The organism is Bacillus silvicola (assembly GCF_050524305.1).
GTDB lineage: Bacteria > Bacillota > Bacilli > Bacillales > Bacillaceae_G > Bacillus_A > Bacillus_A cereus_AT.
Window position 1 is genome coordinate 1 of record NZ_JBNGVC010000001.1, and the last position, 18,412, is coordinate 18,412.

Here is an 18,412-nt window from a genome sequence, read left to right on the forward strand (position 1 = left end):
TTACTTCATATAATTAATGTTTTTAAAATACTATTTTACTTCATTAGCTACAAAAAATTGCTCACAGACACTCGAAATACGCTGTAAGTCTACGTTCCCACCAGATATTACCGCTACTACTTTTTTCCCTTTAATATATTGATCAACTTTCCCTGCCAGTAGAGCAGCAGTAGCTAATGCACCCGCACCTTCTACAACAGCTTTTCCACGTTGTAATAAATCTTTCATCGCTACTTCCAGCTCTTTTTCTGATACTGTTACAATATCATCTACTAATTCTTTTACAACTTCAAAAGTTAAATTCCCAGGTATTTTAACTGCGCAACCATCTGCTATAGTAGGTGCCTCATAATGTTCTACAATTGTACCTTTGTCATAAGATGCCTTCATCCCATGTACATTAGCTGCTTGGACACCAATTATATTAATGGATGGATTAAAAGATTTTAATGCAACAGCAATACCAGAAATAATTCCGCCTCCACCGATTGGTACAATAACAGTATCAACATCCCACATATCATCCAGAATGTCTAATCCAATTGTACCTTGACCAGCCATTACCTCTACATCATCATATGGATGTAAGTATGTTTCACCTGTTTCCCTTGTAATCTCCTCACATTTTGCCTTTGCATCATCAAAAGTTTCACCATGTAAAATCACTTCAGATCCATATCCTTTAGTTGCTTCAACTTTCGCCTGTGGTGCAGAAATTGGCATAACAATTTTACTCTTAATACCAAGTAAATGTGCAGATAATGCAACTCCTTGCGCATGATTACCTGCTGAACATGCAATTACGCCTCGTTCTTTTTCTTGATCCGTGAGTTGCGACATTTTATTAAATGCGCCACGGAATTTAAAAGAACCTGTTAATTGCATATTTTCCAATTTCAAGTGAATTTCCCCGCCCGTTTTACTAGTCAAATAAAAAGATTTTACTAATGGGGTTTTACGAGCATTTCTGTCTAGAATGTTTTGAGCTTTTTTAATGTCTGCTATATGTAATGGTAGTTTTTCAGTTATCATACTAACACCTCTTCCAATGATCTATTCCTAAGTTTTCGTATGTAGCAACTCCTTTATACGAAACCACGTATATTAAGTAAAAGTCTTTATATATGTACCTCACTCTGTAATACACACATTTGCAAACAATTCAACATCCTCTTCATATCACGTTCTTTGTAATGATTTAGGCAGGCAATTTGGATCCAGTTATTCTTTTGTAAATACGCTGATTCATAATGGACGATATATCCTTGTAACGCTAACGCATCTCCTAACGCTTTAGAAGAAAGACCTTTATGTAATTGAATGGTAAGTATAATTGACGCAGCATGTTCTTTAGGTGAAACAAACTTTAAACCCATACCAGTAATAGCTTCTTCAACATAATCATATGTCTCTTTTATTTTTACAAATGCCGTTTCATCTTCAAATCTCTTCAAAGCTTCTTGCAATGCATAAATTAAATTCCATGATTGTGAGTATGGAATGCTTTCATTTTTTTCATACATGCCAATGTCCATATAGGCAGGCACAGCCTCGTTTATTTTTACAATGTGGTTATGAAAAACGAAAGAAATTCCTGTATATGATTTAATCGCTTTACCGCTAACACCACTAGCAAAATACACATCATTCAAATCTAACGAAATTGCTCCAATTGAGCTAATGCAATCTACACATAGTTTCATTTGGTACTTGTTACAAAGAGTATTTAGCTCGTCTAAATCGTTTAAAATTCCAGTTGATGTTTCATGATGAACAAACCAAAGCCATTCATAATTTCCAGTTGTCATTATTTCTTCTAATTCGGTATAAATAAACGGCTCTCCCATTTCTTTTTTATACGTATCAAAATGTAACTGTGCGCGTGTTGCATGCCCAGCTAATCTATTACCAAATTCCCCATTTGTTAATACTAGTCCTTTCCCTTTTAAAGAACGTAATTGTAAAGCAATCGCATCATTTGCTAATGTCCCTGTTCCTAACATTATTTGTACACGTTTTGCTTTTGTCATTTGAAGTAACCGTTTTTTCACATTATCCATCGTCACATGAAATGACTTAGATCGATGCGAAATAGGCCGGGTAGAAAATGCCTTTCGAACATTGTCTTCAATGTCTACTGGACCAGGTAAAAACGTGTATTCTTTCGTCATAATACTTCCAACACTCGATTCTTCAAACATAGCAGGTGTTACATACATTGGCTGGAAGGCTGCTGCTTCTGTGCCAACTAACGTATGGAAAGATTTGAATCCCATTTGTTCATATAAAGGGAGTTCACGTGTTGTTGCAGAAATGAGTGCCAATTCATATCCATTTAGAAGCAAATAACGATGTAAAAAGCGAATTAAACCTAACAACGCTCTTCCATTTCGATATTCACGTTCTACTGAAAGTAAACGAATTTCATATACGTTTTCTCCATGTTCTTGCAAGTAAAAACCTAAATTTGAAATTTTATGATCTAATGAGAATGGTCGTTTTCCTCGCAACGCAACCATCCCCACTAACTTATCCTCATCTAAACAAATTAAATATGTATTTTCTTCATGAAAACGATCTATACGAAAACGTTCTTTCGTTTCTTCATGTTGCGGAATCTCTTCTACAAATGTTTTATAGTTCAATTTATGTATACTTTCAAATTCCCAATCTTGATCAGCAACTTTATAAATTAACCCCATGTCCTATCCCCTTTATCTCTCTACTTATCCTCACTATCTACTTAATAAAAATTATAAGTGGAGATTAACTCCACTTATTAAAAGCTCATTTCATTCTCGATTTACATATAAAATAAGTACAATTATAAGAGCACTTAAAATAGTCGTAACAATAGAGTAAGAATAAAAAATCATGCAAATTGGTAAACAAGCGATTGTAATTAATCCTGGCTTAGTAAATCCTTTAAATATTAAATAAAATACAATAAAAACGCCTATTAGAGTAAGCGCTATCAAATAATCAAAAGCGATTAACCCTCCAATAAATGTTGAAATCCCTTTACCGCCCTTGACTTTAAATAAAATTGGATAAATATGTCCAAGTAAAACAGCCAGTAAAGCTAACATTACAAATGTAGAATCTTCAAAAAGGTATTTTGCAATAGAAACTACAATTGCCCCTTTAATCGCATCACCTAAAAATGTAGCGACAAAATATCCTTTTCCATATACACGCCCCATATTTCTTGCGCCAGGATTTCCGCTTCCTTCATCCCTAATATCAATGTTATGTCTCCACTTTGTTACTATATAAGCGGTCAATATGTTGCCGAATAAATAAGAAGCGACCAAATACAAAAACTGTATACTATTAATCATGTAATCATTCACTTTCTATATGGGAGTACTTATACAATATTCAATGACTATGTATATTGTACTTTTTATCTACATCCCTTTATACATCTTAACATCATATTTTTACAAATCATACAAAAATTCTCATGCGGCTATTTTTTTAAATATATATTCTTCATTAAATAATAAGTCCCTTTCACTGCTGGTTCTGATTGTGATACAAATGTAACTTTCCCTATACTTTTCTCACAGCATTTCTTAAATTCAGTATATATTTCAGGAACGAAACGTAATATGCTTCCACTTACTGCAATTGGAGTGGATAAATCAAACTGCATCTTATTATAAATATTCACCGTAATTCTCGTTAATTCCGTAGCCGCTTGCAGGATAATTTTATGTGCATCATCATTCCCATTTCTCGCTTCCTCAATAATGAATGGTGCAATTGCTGCAACTTTATCTTTTGAAGAGGTGTATACTAGTCTTTTTATGTGTGACGATGTCAAAAGTTGAAACTCGTCTTGAATACTTAAGCTTAATGGGCAAAGTGCAACTCCTTGATCAAATTGATTTGCCATTCTCTTTAAACCCTGTAACGCAATCCAATACCCGCTTCCTTCATCTCCTAAAATATGTCCCCATCCACCGCTATATTCGTACACTTCTCCTTTCTTTCCAAGACAAATCGCGCCTGTACCGCCAATTGTTAAAATTCCATCTTTCCCTTTTAAAGCAGCTGCATGTGCAATCATTGCGTCATTAAAAACTTCAATTTGTGTTCCGTACTTATTTTTTAGACGTAATGTTAATTCATTTGTATTCGCTCCACTTATACCCGCTAATCCTAAACAAATACAAACGCAGTGCCCATCTATTAAAGCTTTCTTGCATTGATCGATCGCCTCCATAATATGCGAAACTGCTTTTTCATAATCTATTAATATGTTTCCAAACCCACTCGTACCTCGTACAACTTCGTTTCCGTCTTGATTAAATGCAATTGCTCCTGTCTTCGTTCCCCCACCATCTACTCCAATCATATACTTCATATATGTTCGCCTCATTTTCTTCATATTGGAGGGAATGTTATATTCCCTAAAACTACAGATTGCTTTGCACCTGTTGCGCTTGGCACATTACTCGGATTACGATGATACGTTTCATTTGCTAAAATCGCAAATGCGACAGCTTCTTTCGCTGCGGAAGAATAGCCTAAATCTTCTTGAATACATATTGCGCATTTTTCTTCTTTCAATCCATTTCGTACCATTTCAACAAGTGTATCATTATAACTTCCCCCACCACCTAAAATCACCTCATCGATTTCATAATATGGCAGAATAAACTCCTTATAATGATGAACAATTGAACTTGCTGTAAACATCGTGACAGTCGTCAATATATTTTCTTTACTATGCTTTTCATATCGCTTCAATAATTCACTTACAAATTCTTCTCCAAACTGTTCTCTACCAGTTGATTTTGGTGGATTCATTTTCAAAAATGGATGGTTCATACAATAAGTCAAAATTTCATCTACAACTACTCCCTGTTTTGCAATCCTACCATTTTGATCATATAGCAACTGAAATAACCTTTGACATACTTCATCAATTACCATATTCCCTGGACCAGTATCAAAAGCTATAACGCTCTTATCACTTAAGTGACTTGGTATTACTGTAACATTTCCAATCCCACCAATATTTTGTAGTAGTCTATTTTTAGTTGGATGACGATACAAAATAATCTCTGAATATGGTACAAGTGGTGCACCTTGTCCTCCTGCTGCCATGTCCATCGTTCGGAAATTTGAGATAACCGTCGTGTTCGTTTCGTATGCTATTACTGCTGGTTCCCCAATTTGCAATGTGGAAGGTATCATATTATCATCTTGCTTTGGTTGATGATAAATCGTTTGTCCATGACAACCTATTAAACCTAATTGTTTCAAAGAAAGATTGACCTCTTTACAAACTTCCTTTACAGCATTGGCAAAACATAAACCGAGCTTAAAATTCAAACTGCATATAAGTTGAACATTTGAATTTTCTATTGATAAGGATTGTTGTATTTCATTTTTTATATCATGACAAAATGGAACTGTAGTAAAATGGATGAGTTCGATTTTAGAATCTACACCGCTTCCTTCTATATAAACGAGTGCTACATCTATTCCGTCTAACGATGTACCAGACATTATCCCTACAATATACATAACATGCATGACCTCCTATTTACTAAAAAACAATCATGTAAGTTACAAACGTACAACCAATCGAAAATAATATAAATCTAAAAAACAACTGAGCTTTCGACGCAAACGATCCATCAATGAAAGAAACAACTACTGTAAGCAAAATACTTGCCGCAATGCTTGTAACGAGCCATATACTATGCATTTGTGATAAATTTAGCATTCTTAATAAAGGTACAAAAAGTAAATTCGCACATATCACTCCAAATAGTAATAAAAATACACCTTTATAACTAAATTTTATATTCATTCCATTTCACCCTCTCTGGACTTAATGTGAAAGAAGTGATAGACAAAATGCCTATCACTCAAAAATAAAATATAAAACTTACGGATTAACAGATTCCCCATCACCATTTTTCTCAATTTCAAGCATGTTTTTGTCGTACATTTTAAAGAATGGTAAGTAAATAAGGAATGATATTGCTATATTAATAAAAACTAATACAATTGCACGCCAATCTCCTCCAGTAGCTAAATACGCACCAATTGGGGCCGGTAATGTCCATGGCGGCATTATATGAGTTGGTGTTACAAATCCCATTGCAGTTGCAGCATACGCTATAGTAGCGGTTACTAATGGTGTAATAACGAAAGGAATAATTAAAATTGGATTCAATACAATCGGCAAACCGAATATAACTGGTTCATTAATATTAAAAATCCCAGGTACAATACAAGTTCTCGATAACGCTTTCGAATATTTTGATCGCCCAAATACGATCATCGCTAACACAAGTCCTAACGTTGCTCCCGAGCCACCAATCCAAATAAACCATTGATAAAACGGCTCTGGTGCAATGAATGGAAAATGACTCGCACCACTTGCTACAGCTTCACCGTTCTTTCCTAAATACACATCCCAAAGCGGTCTTGCCACAGTACCTACAACTGATACACCATGTATTCCAAAGGACCAGAAAAATGTAATTAAAAATACAGGTATAATAACGCCAAAGTAACTATCACCAGCTTTTACTAACGGTGCGGCTAATTTATCTACAACGTAATGTAGATCCACTTTAAAAACGACTGTAATAAGACTCATAATAATAATAACAAAAGCTGCAGGTATAAGTGCTTCAAACGAACGCGATACTGATGATGGTACTTGCTCTGGCATTTTGATTGTTACGTTATTCTTCTTACAAAACCTTAAAATCTCAACTGATAAAATAGAAACAATCATCGTCACGAATAATCCATGACCTCCGAGATTTGTCATCGGAAGCATAAAGCCTTTTTTATCAATTAATTCAGGTGTTAATGTTAATAGTAATGAACATACTGCAAGCTGTGCCCCTGATAAAGCATCTAGCTTATAACTTTTCGCTAAATTATAACCTATTCCAAATGCTATATATAAAGACATAATAAACATCGTTAAACGATATGGTATTAATATACTTGTTTGATTTTTTAATGCCCAAACGGATATGAAACTATCTTTCGGTAATGGTGGAAATGCTACTATTAAAAAGAAACTTCCTACAATAATAAATGGTAACGCCGAAATAACTCCATCACGGATCGCTTGTAAATGCCTCTGTTCAGAAAGCCTTGCCATCGGTCCAGATAAGTTTTTATCAAGAAACGTGACAAACTTATTCATAACGCTTCCCCCTAACTAATTAATTCATTTACAGTTTTTAATAAAGTCGGTCCACCAAGCGGCGTATATGCTTGCGGCGGTATGATACCGCAGGGGATAGATTCTTCTTCTGCAAATTTTTTTACAGAGTCAAATCGATGTCTTACTTGAGGTGCAACCATTACAACATCCCAACCATTCTTTACTTCTTCTTCCACCTCACTTGTTCCAATTGCATGCACTTCCATGTTTACACCCTTTTTCTCCGCCTCTTTTTTTAAAGCGTTTACAACAATTGCGCTGGACATCCCTCCAGAACAAACGAATAAAACTTTCATTTATGAATCCTCCTATACTTATAAATTGTTTCCTTCAAATGAAAGAAAGTTTCACTTTACTAACAAGCATATGAAGTAATGAAATGAATTAGTTATATTGAAAGTAAATTTCATTAAAAATATTTCCCCTATTAAATTAATGTTTCAATATTTATTTTTCTCAATTGCAAGGCCAACCTCACATCGTATAATATTTTAAATAATCATATAATAGGGAGGCGTATAAATGATCATTAAGCGTTTATTAATGATATGTTGTATCGTCATCTTTTTTATTCCTTTCTCTTTCATTTCCCCTCATTCTACTTATGCTGAAGTAACTACTACGTACAAAAAACATGAATTACGCGCTGTATGGATAGCATCTGTTCTCAATATTGATTGGCCCTCAAAAACTGGCTTACCTATTGAAAATCAGAAACAAGAATTTATAAGACTATTAGACGATTTAAAAAACACTGGTATGAATGCAGTCGTTGTACAAATCAAACCAACCGCTGATGCTTTTTACCCTTCAAATCACGGTCCTTGGTCTGAGTACATTACGGGTATACAAGGAAAAGATCCTGGTTATGACCCGCTCGCATTTATGATTGAAGAAGCTCATAAAAGAAATATAGAATTCCACGCATGGATTAATCCATACCGAATAACGATGAATCACACTGATATAAATCGATTATCAAATAATCACCCTGCAAGGCAACATCCCGATTGGGTTGTACCTTATGGCGGAAAGTTATATTACAATCCTGGCATTCCAGAAGTTAAAAAATTTATAACAGAAGGCGCTTTAGAAATCGTTCGAAATTATGACATTGATGCCATTCATATGGACGATTATTTTTATCCCTATAAAGTAGTTGGTGAAGTGTTTCCCGATCAAAAAACGTACGAAACTTATAATAACGGTAGATTTACTAATATAGAAGATTGGCGACGTGACAATGTCAATGAACTTGTAAAAGGGTTACACGCTGCTATTAAACAAGAAAAATTATACGTAAAGTTTGGCATAAGTCCGTTCGGCGTATGGCGAAATATAGCTGACGATCCAACCGGTTCTAACACAACCGCAGGTCAAAGAAACTATGATGACCTTTACGCTGATACACGTGAGTGGATACAAAAAGGATACATTGACTACATTACACCGCAAATATATTGGAATGTTGGTTTCACGCCTGCTGCATATGATATATTAGTAGATTGGTGGATAAAAGAAACAAATAATAGACCCATTCATCTATACATCGGTCAGGCGGCTTATAAAATTAATAACAACTCTGTTCCTGCTTGGTCTGATCCAGAAGAATATCCAAGACAAATTGCATTAAATCGGCTATATCCTCAAATAAAAGGAAGCATGCATTTCAGCTTAAAAGATATAAATAATAATCCACTAGGAATTAAAGATAGACTCTCAAAAGACATATATAAACATCCTGCATTAATCCCGCCTATGCCTTGGCTTGATCATGATCCACCAAAACAACCTACTTTAAAAGGTGCCATTCCAAGAGATGAAGGTATTGCTGTTGGTATCATTGACAATAGCGAGAATGATTCTGCTTATTACGCTATTTACCGTGTGAATAGAAAAAATAAAGTGGACATACAAAATCCGAAAAATTTACTTACTACTGTAAGAAAAACAAAACTTGGAGAAATTTATGTAGATAAAACCGTTATTTCTGGAGAAACGTACACGTATGTAGTAACAGCAGTGGATCGATTGCATAATGAAAGTGTTGCTTCTAGTAAATCTACTATTCAAGCAAAATAAAAGTAAGAGCCCCCATTTTTGAATGCGGGCTCTTACTTTTATTTTCGTAGTTCACTATATTGAATATGAATTCTATTCTCAGGGTTTTTATCTACTGTGTAAAGTACAAATAAGAAGAACCATTCTAGTGGCTTCATAAAAATATAAACAAAATCAGCCGACCATTTCGTATTAATATGTTTACTAATCGGATAACCGTATTTATCATAAAAATTACGAATAACTTTATGACATTTTGGTACGCGCTCCTCAATTACATTTTCAAAGGCGTTCGCAATTAATAACTGTCGATTAACTGTAATTCTTTCTCCATGCCTACTTCCTGCTCGTAATGGCTTAACAATGTTTTTATGCCCTTTCACAGAAACTGTACATAAATAATGCCCATCTCCAGAGACAATTTGAGGACTTGGGGCAGGAATCTTAGAATAATTAAAGCTACTTGTTTCCATAAACACTCTTATAAAACTATCTGGTTTTTGGCCAAACAGTATTAAAATAAATTGAACAATTAACAAGACAGGAAATAAACTTATCATCTAGATTGTAGCCATTTTTTGATATCCAAAAGAAATACGATACAGAAATAATATAATTCTGTTGCTCTGCTTATAATCTTTCTCATGCTGTGATTGTATGAAATAACTTAATGAATTTCTTAATTTAGCTATGAATAATAGACTAAATGCAAGCATCCCAACTTGAATACAAAAAACTGGAATGTATCTCAATCCTCCGAGTTCCGTATAAAAGGCAAAGCCTGTATGGGTAATATAGATGAATGTATATACAATGTTTACTATCATTAAAGTACTATAAAAAATATAAAATATTGGTGAAAGTTTTGTTAGGCCTGTTGTTAATCTCCAATACGAAACCCCACCTAAAATAACTAAGAGAACTATTATAGCAATGTGGTCATGTGCTAAAGAAGCATATTGATCAGACATCATTCCGTTCTTTTCAAATTTATGTAATGGTATTCCTCCTCTTACATCATTTGCATTCCACAAAATACCTAAACCAAAGATAAAATAACTCAAACATATTGATAATATTTCCTGTGGTTCGAACTTTAGTATACTTGAGGAATTCTCCTTCTTCGATTGGAAACTATCCCAGGCTTTACTAGTAGGATAGCCAAGAAATAAAAATAGAATTACAAATAGTATGACTAACTCAAATAACACAATATCATACCCCTTTTATAATAATTGTTTACACAAAGTATAAAAACCACTCTATATTTTACCATTTATAAACGTTTTGATATACAATTTCACAAAAGATTACACTCTCTCAATTCATAAAAAAACGCCTAAAAGCTGAAACATTCAACTTTTTAGGCGATCTCTTCTATTTATTCTTAAACTTCTCAGTCGCTGCTCTCATCTTTACATTCAAATCATGATCAATGGCGTCGCGAATATCTCGTTCTACTTCTTCCATTTCTTTTTGGAAATTTTGCAAGTAGATTTTCAGTTCTTCTTCCTTCTCTGGTCTTTGTGAAGGTGGTAATTGTACTACCAACGATAGCATCGCTGTTAAATCTTTCATTAAGAACGTTTCAAGTTTATGTTGTTGTTCAAACATACGTTGTTCTTGATAATACGGAAGTGCATTTAATACTGAAATTGTAATCTCATCAACCGTTCTTTGTAGTGAAGGATTAATCGAGCGTTTATACGCTTGAATTGTATTTAATGCATCTGGATATCGATCATAGAAATACAATTTATAAAACGATAAGTCTGTCGGTTTTACAGTTTGTTGTGATTCTTGTCTCAAGAAATCTTTCACTTTCATTGTTGCGATATCAATATCTTCATTCGTAAGCTTTTTCGTTGTTTTTGCCATCACATGCACTTTTTTCTGCTTTTCTTTCGGTAACATTGAGAAAACTTGCTCTCTCGTACGTTGGCCTGAAGTACAGAAAAGAGTGTTTAAAGTATTTTGTTCTTTTTTCCCTTCTGTACGAACCCAGCGATAAAAGAGTGGATGTTGCGTAAATTCTTGTAAAAACGGTGTTGATTTGTTCGATAATTTCTCAATGGAATCTTGCGCTCTCTTATATGGTTTCGTCCATGAAAAATAAAGTTTACGTCCGAAGTATACAACTAAAACAACGACAGTAAATGCGATTAAAAGCAATGTACCCAATAGTACTAATACTGTTTGAATGAAACTCATTTTTTCACCTCCTCTAAAAGTCTGTTATTTCCTTGGGCGCTGAATGAGTTTCTGCTTCATCTCATCATTAAATGTATCTAGTTCAATTACAAATTTCTTACTAGACTCAATAATACGTTCTGACGATTTCTCAGATGCTTCAATAGCGGCGAATACATTTTGGAATGACTCACGTAATTTATCCATGCTAATTGCAGGATTTTCAAGGAGTTTTGTTGTTTCTTCTGTATTTTGTTTTAATGCTTGTGAATTGCTTAATACCATTGATTCAATCGCTTCATTTGTTGCATTAACAGCATCAATTGTTTTACGTTGATTTGTTAATGCAAGCTGTATTGCAGCTGAAACCGTTACAACGTTTTGTGTCATCGTAATTGCATTGCGAATTGCTTCTGTTAGCTTTTCATTATTTTTCTTAATAATATCGACAGATGCGATAGATTGTAATAATACACTTTTTGCTTGCTGCATATTACGTGTTCGTACAAGTATCTTTTCTAATGCATCATTTATTAACGGAATATCTCTTTGACGTTCTGGATTTTGCTTCTCAGCTTCAAGCATGCCAGCCAGTTTTCTTCCTAAGTATACTTGTTTATCAAGAGCGTGGATTTTATCATGTGATTGCTCTTTTAACATTTCAAGACCAACTGTATCTTCTTGTAAGTTATCACGACCAATTAAAAGGGATCTTATAATCTCCTCAATTTGCTTATCTATAGATTGATATTTATGCACGTATGTTTCAAGTGGATTTTTCTTGAATACTTTAAACATAATTTTTTTCATACCACTTGCTTTTAATGAATTCGGATCAAGCTCTGATACCACTTTGCGTAATTCTAACAATGTATTTGGAATTTCTTCGTTCTTTCCATTCATCATCGCTGTTACAGGACGTTTTAATGCTGATAACGTTTGTCCTGCTGCTTGTTGCTCTTTATCTCCTAAGTCTCCAAGCTGCGACAATACTTTTGATAAATCTGTATTTTGCTCGCTATTTAACTTTTGTACATACAGATCAGCTTCTTTATTTAATTCTTCAAGTTCGGCATCTTTTATTACTGTATCCACTACTACTTCTACATTATTATCTTTCACAATCGATACAGGTTCTTTTTTCTCGAGTTCAGTCAACAAAATCGCTCCTTTATTTATATGTGCGAATTTATATGCACTATATTTCATCTAACATATCGTATTTCATACACATTTTGCTTGCTTGAAATCGATTTTTCAAGAAATACCTGCTTATGCAGTCATTCCCTGTTTCATAGTATAAGTATACCTGTTCTCTTCATTATTTTCCTCAGACTTAAGACCTAGAGAGGAACATGCTGAAGGCGGATTCTTTACGAATCCCATTATTTATTACCTCTTCAATCTAATTTGAAATTCAATTGGTCAATCTCCTTCAAATCATACAGCACTCAATCTTTTGACATTTGTTATCTTTCAATGTGATAATTATGTCATGCTCACTTCTACTTATTTTTTCGAGCAACGAATGCTCCCTTTTGAAAAGCTAATAACGCCGTTTCATACGTATCATCTTCTTCAATCAGCTTGATAAACTCCGCTAATTCTTCTGTATGTGAAGTTGCATTATCAATAACAAGCAAACCTTTTGGCTCTAAAATACGTTTTATATGTTCCCACCACCACATGTATTGTGTACGTTCTGAATCTAGGAAAATAAAATCAAATGAATGATCTAATTGCGAATCTAAAAACGCCCCTGCTTCTTGATTATGGACATCAATTCTTTGTACAAGGTTCGCCTTTTCAAAGTTTACAATTGCCTCTCCAACCCGTTCTGAAGAAAGCTCTACAGTTGTTACATTTCCATTTGTTTCTTCTACCGCATTAGCTAACCACAATGTAGAATAGCCATTAGAAGTTCCAATTTCTAAAATGTTTTTTGCATTACACCCTTTTACTAAAATTGATAAAAATTGCCCCATCTCACGAGAAATATTCCGTAATTTCTCTTCCCGCGTTTTTTTATTTCGATCATGCTCTTCTCCATATTGTTCAAGTTGCAATAATAATGAATCTACAGTATCCATTCTTTTCATCGCCTTTCCAAGCAATATGATGAAAAAGCTCTTGCTGCCCGTCTACTTTCATTATATGCGAAACGAAAACCTTTTTCTCGTTATATGACAAATTTTTAAATTTTTTTATAGCATATTGTTTCGTTTTTTGGTAAAGTTAATTTCTACGTGCAATTATTCCATTCATACTATTTTTAATTAAATTGCAGTTATTAAATAATATAAACCCCATTTAAATGAATCGGTATTTCAAATTCAATTAAGCGCCCTTTCCGGACGCATTTTCTTTTGTTTATATATTTCTAGAAGAAAGGATGCTTACAATGAACGTAATTAGCTTAGATGCCGCTAGAAAGCGAAAACAGCATAAAAAATTAATGATTACTATACCGATTATTTCACGTATTTATGAAGAAGACGGGGAAATTAAATTTGAGGTAGCCGGCGAAAAAGATGTACCTCTTGAAATGTTAGAAAAATAAAAAAAAGACGCATTTCTAAAGAAATGCGTCTTTTTTATACTATTACATTTAAGTGCATAAGTTTTTCAGGATTAACCATCATATAAATGTTTGAAATTTTCTCATCCTCAAATGCGAATGAAAGTACATACGTCACTTTATTATTTATTGTAACTATAACGCCTGGTGCACCATTTATTTTTTTGAAATCAACACTATACTTTTCTGGCAATCGTTTTGCAATTCCAAAGAACAAACGTATAATTTTATCTGCAGAATAAATCGGATTAATTGCAGTTGTAACTTTACCACCACCATCTGCTTTAAATATCGCATCTGTTTTTAATACTTCTAACATGCCTTGCGCATCCCCACACTGTAATGAAGATACAAATTTTTCCACATAGGCAGCCATTTTCTTCGGACTTAATGTTGATTGCTTCGGCTTATCCAAAATACTGTTCCGTGCACGTTGAAAGATTTTTCGGCAGGTCACACTACTCTTATCAACAATTGAAGCGATTTCTTCGTATTCATAACTGAAAACCTCTCTTAATATGAAAACAACTCTCTCTACCTCAGACAGTTGTTGTAAAAGTAATAAATATGCCGTAGAAATGGATTCTTTCATTACAAATGACTCAGATGGGTCATCAGTCTCTTCCACAAATGGCTCCGGCAACCACATTCCTACATATAAATTACGTTTATGTGCTGCCGAACGTAATTTATCAATTGAGCGATTTGTTACCATTTTACATAAATATGCTTTCATATTTTCTATAGATTGAACGTCCTCTATATTATTTAGCGAGATAAAAACGTCATGAACGATATCCTCAGCATCCATAACACTCCCAAGGATTCTGTATGCTAACGAAAATAATAACGGTTGATACGCTTCATATAACTGCTCCGTTTCCATGATGAACTGCCTCACTTTCGGATTGCTTTAAAATGTGTAACGCTGCACGTTTTCCGCTTGCTACTGCAGCATCAGCTAATATTTCATCATGCCCAGTCCAATCTCCTGCAACATAAACACCTGACATTTCAGGTATATTAGGGCCCGGTTTTTCAACGCGGTCAATATGAGGAAAATCATGTACTACCGTTATTTTTGGTAAATATTGCTTTGCAACAACTTCTCTTTTCCAATTTGGATGTAACAATTCCATCGTATTTTCTAACTGTTCTTTATCTTCTTGAATATGATTCAGCTCTAGCGCAGGGTTATGGTATTTAATTAGACTCACTGCAATTGATCCATCTTCACTTAATTTAGCTGCTCTTGATTGATTCGTGAAAAATATAGGTTGATCTAACCCTAATGCAAATTGATGTGTAGGATTGGTTAATCGTCTCAAACCAATATCTAATGCAGCAACGGTAACTGGTACCGATTGTTCACTCCATCTATGCAAACTTGTTCCTTCTGCACCTTTTATTATTTTACAAGCTTCCTTCGGTGGAGTCGTCACGATGACTGTACCTACTTCAAATACCTCATCATCAAAACAATGTATTCTTTGTTTACCTTCGTAATGCTCTATTTCCAAAACATGCTTTTTAGCCAAAAATTGCACCCCGACATTATTCGCTATGTCTCTTAATTTTGTTATTATCGTCTCCCAACCACCATCTACATAAAATACCCCTTCTTTCATAGAAAGCTGTATTTGCTTTAGTACGGAAGATGCTAATTGTATTGTAGGAGCATACGTATATGTTGTTGTTCGGCATAATGCATAAAATATATTTCGAACCATTGGATCTTTAATCTCATTTTCTGCCCATGTAGTTAGACTCATTTTTGGAACTTTTCCTACATCTAAATTCCCCAAATGAATCATAAGACGAGAGAACTGTACTTTTGCAGACCATGAAAGTAACGGTGTTGATAAAATAGAGCGAAAATCTGTTGGGATGGTGAAAATATCCCCTTTCCATATTCCATGTGCTTTTGTAGATGGGATTCCCCCCGGAAGATTTATACCTAGTTCATTAAAAGTTATAAACGCTTCTCCACCTCTATATAAAGCATGTGCACCAAGATTCATACAAATGCCATTTTTATTTATAGTCATCCCTCGACCACCGAAGTGACTAGATTTTTCTAATACAATAACTTTCCTTCCAGCTTTCGCTAAATATATAGATGCTGTTAGCCCAGCAAGCCCACCGCCAACAATTGCTACATCAAATGTATTCATAATAAAATCCCTCCTTATCGTTCTACATACAAGACGAACGATTTAGGAGGGATGTGACATAAAAACAAATTTTTATTTATCTACTTTATTTCTTTTTTGTATTCGGTCATATTGCATACGAAATAACTCAATTGCGAATGCAATATCCTCTTCACTCTTTATATAATAACTTATCCATCCTGATTCAGGTAATACGTGATGTGGTTTCACTAACCCTTCGTTCACTAATTCATCTCGCTTTACCTTCGGAAATGGTAAATCAACTAACTTTTCACCATGAAGATGACCAAGTTCTTTCTTACCATAATTTATTTCAATACCACCAAATCGATGCGGTTTTTCAGAAACACCCGCCCAGCTGAGCACTTCATTTCTAATCATTTCACTAAATGACATGAACATTCACTCCTTATTATTGATTGATGTAATTTTAAATTAACACGTTCATTACTTTTTTCCATCAATCCAAAGTATGAATGGGAATACGAATATAGTTTAATCTCAATACCTTTATTTTTTTACACATTTAAAACAATTTCGAAGGGTATTTATTCTATTATATAGAATTATTATTAAAAATAATTTTAAGGGACGGATTTATATGAGCAAGGTATTATTACAAAAGGCAAATTATCTTCAATCTGAGGAATTAAAACTATTAAAAAAAGCTATACATTTTGCAGAGAAAGCACATGACGGACAATACCGTCAAACTGGAGAACCGTACATCATTCATCCTTTCGCAATTACAGAAATACTGCTAAATTATAAAGCTGACATTACAACATTGATTGCTGCTTTATTACACGATGTTGTAGAAGATACCGAATATTCTCTAGAAGAAATTGAATCACATTTTGGTGCGACTATTCGATATATTGTAAATGGATTAACAAAAGGAAAAAAACAACAAGATCAAAAGAAAGCATTATACGAAGCAATTAATTTTAAAAAGTTACTATTATCCTCTCAACAAGATATACGTGTTGGCATTATTAAAGTTATAGATCGACTTCATAATATAAAAACATTGAGTGTTAAAAAGCCCGCAAAACAAGTAGCTTATGCGAATGAAACATTAACACTTTTTGCGCCACTTGCAAAGCGATTAGGGTTATATACAATCCAGCACGAATTAGAAAATCTTGCTTTTCAATATCTACATATAGAAAGATATACCGAAGTACATAAATTTTTAACCGGATATGTGCCGCATCTTCAAAAAAATATAACTCATTTAAGAAAGGGAATACATTCTTTTTATGATACTAACCTTTCATTTGAAATAAGCTATGAGTTCCCTCCAATTTATACTGCTTACTCACAATTACAAGAAGTAGAAAACGTATCAGGGATTTCACAAATTTGTATTACAACTACAAGTGTACTAGATTGCTATAAATTTCTTGGAATAATACATCAATTATACAAACCAACTATAAACTATTTCGAAGATAATATAGCACTTGAAAATAGCCATTTTAATAACAATTTAAAAACTAAAATCAATATGAATGATACTGAACAAACAATTATCATTCAAACACAATTAGCAAAAACATTAAAAAACAATGGTATTTTTTCTTTATTGAATAATAGAATTGTAGATGTTCAAGCAATATCTTATAAAATAATGAATGATACAATTGTGAATAATAATTTATTAAATACAGATCCAATCGCTTTCCACAATCTAGTATCGTATGAACTATTTGAAAATACCATTACGGCTTATACTACAGATTTACAACCTATTTATTTACCAGAGGGGGCTACAATTATTGATTTTTCTTTCTCTGCATTTCCAAAAATTGCACATAACATGAAAAAAGCAATAGTAAATGGAATACCCGTTCCACTTAAAACAAAGGTATCTCATTTTGACGTCATCGAAATCCATTTTGGTTTAAAACAAAACTTGGAATTAGATTGGCTAAATTACGCCAATACCGCTAAAGCACAATTAATTATCCAGCAAAAACTATCTTAAATAAAAGACCACTACCACTCTAAAGGTAGTGGTCTTTTATCATAATGTAACCATTATTTCTAAATAGACGAAACACATTTCTATACTTTTTAATCTTTATCCAACATCTATATTAACTGTTATATATCCGTATTAATATTAATGTAAGTACGAGGTACACCCTATATTCTTTATGAAATAGGTAAATTTATTAAGCTACCGACAAC

17 protein-coding genes and 1 pseudogene are annotated in these 18,412 nt (G+C 33.6%); 3 read left to right on the forward strand and 15 right to left on the reverse strand.

The window, feature by feature from the left end; genetic code table 11:
* Nucleotides 1-30 precede the first annotated feature (30 nt).
* The 8 genes from tdcB to ACP6L7_RS00040 all read right to left on the reverse strand — a co-directional run bounded on the left by tdcB (nt 31) and on the right by ACP6L7_RS00040 (nt 7,509).
* Nucleotides 31-1,032: a bifunctional threonine ammonia-lyase/L-serine ammonia-lyase TdcB gene (tdcB, locus tag ACP6L7_RS00005; protein ID WP_098362049.1), complete on the reverse strand. Its 1,002-nt coding sequence runs from the start codon at nt 1,030-1,032 to the stop codon at nt 31-33.
* Between the two features lie 86 nt (nt 1,033-1,118).
* Nucleotides 1,119-2,702, reverse strand: coding sequence for an aminotransferase class V-fold PLP-dependent enzyme (locus tag ACP6L7_RS00010; RefSeq protein ID WP_097833261.1), 1,584 nt, complete (start codon nt 2,700-2,702; stop codon nt 1,119-1,121).
* Between the two features lie 90 nt (nt 2,703-2,792).
* Complete coding sequence (gene plsY, locus ACP6L7_RS00015) at nt 2,793-3,341, reverse strand: glycerol-3-phosphate 1-O-acyltransferase PlsY (RefSeq protein WP_097833260.1); 549 nt, start codon at nt 3,339-3,341, stop codon at nt 2,793-2,795.
* A 131-nt stretch (nt 3,342-3,472) separates the two neighbouring features.
* Nucleotides 3,473-4,372 (reverse strand): BadF/BadG/BcrA/BcrD ATPase family protein, encoded by a 900-nt coding sequence (locus ACP6L7_RS00020; protein ID WP_097833259.1) that lies wholly within the window; start codon nt 4,370-4,372, stop codon nt 3,473-3,475.
* Nucleotides 4,373-4,392: 20 nt separating this feature from the next.
* Nucleotides 4,393-5,541 (reverse strand): anhydro-N-acetylmuramic acid kinase AnmK, encoded by a 1,149-nt coding sequence (anmK, locus tag ACP6L7_RS00025; protein ID WP_097833258.1) that lies wholly within the window; start codon nt 5,539-5,541, stop codon nt 4,393-4,395.
* A 22-nt stretch (nt 5,542-5,563) separates the two neighbouring features.
* Entirely contained in the window at nt 5,564-5,830 is a 267-nt protein-coding gene (locus ACP6L7_RS00030) for a hypothetical protein (RefSeq protein WP_097833257.1), read from the reverse strand.
* 78 nt (nt 5,831-5,908) lie between these two features.
* Nucleotides 5,909-7,192 (reverse strand): PTS sugar transporter subunit IIC, encoded by a 1,284-nt coding sequence (locus tag ACP6L7_RS00035; RefSeq protein ID WP_097833256.1) that lies wholly within the window; start codon nt 7,190-7,192, stop codon nt 5,909-5,911.
* A gap of 11 nt (nt 7,193-7,203) precedes the next feature.
* The gene (locus ACP6L7_RS00040; protein ID WP_097833255.1) at nt 7,204-7,509 is read right to left on the reverse strand and encodes a PTS sugar transporter subunit IIB; all 306 of its coding nucleotides are present in this window, start codon (nt 7,507-7,509) and stop codon (nt 7,204-7,206) included.
* A gap of 226 nt (nt 7,510-7,735) precedes the next feature.
* Here ACP6L7_RS00040 and ACP6L7_RS00045 point away from each other — a divergent pair, with 226 nt between their 5' ends.
* Nucleotides 7,736-9,295 carry a glycoside hydrolase family 10-like protein gene (locus ACP6L7_RS00045; protein WP_097833254.1) on the forward strand — a complete coding sequence of 520 codons (1,560 nt, stop codon included), beginning with the start codon at nt 7,736-7,738 and terminating at the stop codon, nt 9,293-9,295.
* A gap of 38 nt (nt 9,296-9,333) precedes the next feature.
* On the opposite strand, the pseudogene ACP6L7_RS00050 reads toward ACP6L7_RS00045, so the two are convergent.
* From ACP6L7_RS00050 to ACP6L7_RS00065, 4 genes and pseudogenes are all read right to left on the reverse strand, one after another.
* Nucleotides 9,334-10,485 (reverse strand): annotated as a pseudogene (locus ACP6L7_RS00050) (DUF6688 domain-containing protein).
* A 166-nt stretch (nt 10,486-10,651) separates the two neighbouring features.
* Nucleotides 10,652-11,485: a DUF3974 domain-containing protein gene (locus tag ACP6L7_RS00055; protein WP_097833253.1), complete on the reverse strand. Its 834-nt coding sequence runs from the start codon at nt 11,483-11,485 to the stop codon at nt 10,652-10,654.
* Nucleotides 11,486-11,509: 24 nt separating this feature from the next.
* On the reverse strand, nt 11,510-12,622 hold the full coding sequence (locus ACP6L7_RS00060; protein ID WP_000137398.1) for a toxic anion resistance protein: 1,113 nt from the start codon (nt 12,620-12,622) through the stop codon (nt 11,510-11,512).
* Nucleotides 12,623-12,969: 347 nt separating this feature from the next.
* Nucleotides 12,970-13,563: an O-methyltransferase gene (locus ACP6L7_RS00065; RefSeq protein WP_097833290.1), complete on the reverse strand. Its 594-nt coding sequence runs from the start codon at nt 13,561-13,563 to the stop codon at nt 12,970-12,972.
* 302 nt (nt 13,564-13,865) lie between these two features.
* On the opposite strand from ACP6L7_RS00065, the gene ACP6L7_RS00070 reads away from it, so the two are divergent.
* The gene (locus tag ACP6L7_RS00070; RefSeq protein WP_001100983.1) at nt 13,866-14,024 is read left to right on the forward strand and encodes a hypothetical protein; all 159 of its coding nucleotides are present in this window, start codon (nt 13,866-13,868) and stop codon (nt 14,022-14,024) included.
* Between the two features lie 34 nt (nt 14,025-14,058).
* Here ACP6L7_RS00070 and ACP6L7_RS00075 read toward each other — a convergent pair whose 3' ends face one another.
* The 3 genes from ACP6L7_RS00075 to ACP6L7_RS00085 form a co-directional block, all read right to left on the reverse strand.
* Nucleotides 14,059-14,928 (reverse strand): sigma-70 family RNA polymerase sigma factor, encoded by an 870-nt coding sequence (locus ACP6L7_RS00075; RefSeq protein WP_097833252.1) that lies wholly within the window; start codon nt 14,926-14,928, stop codon nt 14,059-14,061.
* Nucleotides 14,906-16,216 (reverse strand): phytoene desaturase family protein, encoded by a 1,311-nt coding sequence (locus ACP6L7_RS00080; RefSeq protein ID WP_097833251.1) that lies wholly within the window; start codon nt 16,214-16,216, stop codon nt 14,906-14,908. Before ACP6L7_RS00080 ends, ACP6L7_RS00075 begins: the two co-directional genes overlap by 23 nt.
* A 72-nt stretch (nt 16,217-16,288) precedes the next feature.
* On the reverse strand, nt 16,289-16,612 hold the full coding sequence (locus ACP6L7_RS00085; protein WP_071772496.1) for a luciferase domain-containing protein: 324 nt from the start codon (nt 16,610-16,612) through the stop codon (nt 16,289-16,291).
* A 205-nt stretch (nt 16,613-16,817) separates the two neighbouring features.
* Between ACP6L7_RS00085 and ACP6L7_RS00090 the strand changes: the two genes are divergently transcribed.
* The gene (locus ACP6L7_RS00090) at nt 16,818-18,206 is read left to right on the forward strand and encodes an HD domain-containing protein (protein ID WP_097833250.1); all 1,389 of its coding nucleotides are present in this window, start codon (nt 16,818-16,820) and stop codon (nt 18,204-18,206) included.
* The last annotated feature ends 206 nt before the right edge of the window (nt 18,207-18,412 follow it).

Excerpts from the sequence above, each read along its gene's own strand:
- ACP6L7_RS00010 (WP_097833261.1), bottom strand. The coding sequence starts at position 2,702 with ATGGGGTTAATTTATAAAGTTGCTGATCAAGATTGGGAATTTGAAAGT.
- tdcB (WP_098362049.1), bottom strand. The coding sequence starts at position 1,032 with ATGATAACTGAAAAACTACCATTACATATAGCAGACATTAAAAAAGCT.
- ACP6L7_RS00020 (WP_097833259.1), bottom strand. The coding sequence starts at position 4,372 with ATGAAGTATATGATTGGAGTAGATGGTGGGGGAACGAAGACAGGAGCA.
- plsY (WP_097833260.1), bottom strand. The coding sequence starts at position 3,341 with ATGATTAATAGTATACAGTTTTTGTATTTGGTCGCTTCTTATTTATTC.
- ACP6L7_RS00030 (WP_097833257.1), bottom strand. The coding sequence starts at position 5,830 with ATGAATATAAAATTTAGTTATAAAGGTGTATTTTTATTACTATTTGGA.
- ACP6L7_RS00065 (WP_097833290.1), bottom strand. The coding sequence starts at position 13,563 with ATGAAAAGAATGGATACTGTAGATTCATTATTATTGCAACTTGAACAA.
- anmK (WP_097833258.1), bottom strand. The coding sequence starts at position 5,541 with ATGTATATTGTAGGGATAATGTCTGGTACATCGTTAGACGGAATAGAT.
- ACP6L7_RS00045 (WP_097833254.1), top strand. The coding sequence starts at position 7,736 with ATGATCATTAAGCGTTTATTAATGATATGTTGTATCGTCATCTTTTTT.
- ACP6L7_RS00085 (WP_071772496.1), bottom strand. The coding sequence starts at position 16,612 with ATGTCATTTAGTGAAATGATTAGAAATGAAGTGCTCAGCTGGGCGGGT.
- ACP6L7_RS00075 (WP_097833252.1), bottom strand. The coding sequence starts at position 14,928 with ATGGAAACGGAGCAGTTATATGAAGCGTATCAACCGTTATTATTTTCG.
- ACP6L7_RS00035 (WP_097833256.1), bottom strand. The coding sequence starts at position 7,192 with ATGAATAAGTTTGTCACGTTTCTTGATAAAAACTTATCTGGACCGATG.
- ACP6L7_RS00040 (WP_097833255.1), bottom strand. The coding sequence starts at position 7,509 with ATGAAAGTTTTATTCGTTTGTTCTGGAGGGATGTCCAGCGCAATTGTT.
- ACP6L7_RS00090 (WP_097833250.1), top strand. The coding sequence starts at position 16,818 with ATGAGCAAGGTATTATTACAAAAGGCAAATTATCTTCAATCTGAGGAA.
- ACP6L7_RS00055 (WP_097833253.1), bottom strand. The coding sequence starts at position 11,485 with ATGAGTTTCATTCAAACAGTATTAGTACTATTGGGTACATTGCTTTTA.
- ACP6L7_RS00080 (WP_097833251.1), bottom strand. The coding sequence starts at position 16,216 with ATGAATACATTTGATGTAGCAATTGTTGGCGGTGGGCTTGCTGGGCTA.
- ACP6L7_RS00070 (WP_001100983.1), top strand. The coding sequence starts at position 13,866 with ATGAACGTAATTAGCTTAGATGCCGCTAGAAAGCGAAAACAGCATAAA.